Below are 915 nucleotides of genomic sequence, written 5' to 3'. Positions count from 1 at the left end.
CAACTCTAGTGGATAGCCACTTTACTCCAGATCAATGGGGTGAATTTGTAAAAGATCTAGATTATTTGGTCCTAACCCTTCCTTTAACGAGGTGCTGCTGTCACAGCTATACAAATTGATGGAGTGCTACATGAGTTCTCAACAATTGAAGGCGTCGTGGAAGATGTAACATCTATCATTCTTAATGTGAAAAAACTAGCTCTAAAGATTTACTCTGATGAAGAGAAGACGCTGGAAATTGACGTTCAAGGTGACGGAGTCATCACGGCTGCTGATATCACTCATGATAGTGATGTAGAAATTCTTAATCCGGATTTATATATTGCTACAATTGGTAAAAACGGTCATATGCGTATGCGTTTATCTGCACGTCGCGGCCGCGGCTACACTCCTGCTGTTCAAAACAAGAGAGAAGACCAACCAATTGGTGTAATTCCAATCGATGCTCTTTACACTCCAGTTTCACGCGTATCTTTCCAAGTTGAAAATACACGTGTTGGACAGTTGTCTAACTTTGACAAGTTAACGTTCGATGTTTGGACTGATGGCAGTACTGGTCCGCAAGAAGCGGTAGCACTTGGAGCTAAGATTTTAACAGAGCATTTAAATATCTTTGTTGGTTTGACCGATGAAGCTCAAAATGCTGAAATCATGGTTGAAAAAGAAGAAGATCAAAAAGAAAAAGTTCTTGAGATGACCATCGAAGAATTAGACCTTTCTGTTCGTTCTTACAACTGCTTGAAACGTGCTGGAATCAATACCGTACAAGAGCTAGCTCATAAAACGGAAGAAGATATGATGAAAGTACGTAATCTAGGACGTAAATCACTTAACAACCTCTGACTTACAAATGGCTCGCCAATAGGCGGGCTTTCTTAAACTTTCAGGGGGAAATTCAAGAATACTCATCCATCC

The 915-nt window shown here is 40.3% G+C and carries 1 pseudogene; it reads left to right on the top strand.

The annotated features are described in order from the left end of the window. Positions 1-90: 90 nt before the first annotated feature. Positions 91-843, top strand: a pseudogene (locus tag ACQKNS_RS27150) (DNA-directed RNA polymerase subunit alpha); the annotation flags it as partial. Positions 844-915: the final 72 nt, after the last annotated feature.

The sequence above is a fragment of the Peribacillus sp. NPDC094092 genome, assembly GCF_050279365.1.
Classification (GTDB): Bacteria; Bacillota; Bacilli; order Bacillales; family DSM-1321; genus Peribacillus.
This window is presented reverse-complemented; position numbering and strand designations above follow the sequence as displayed.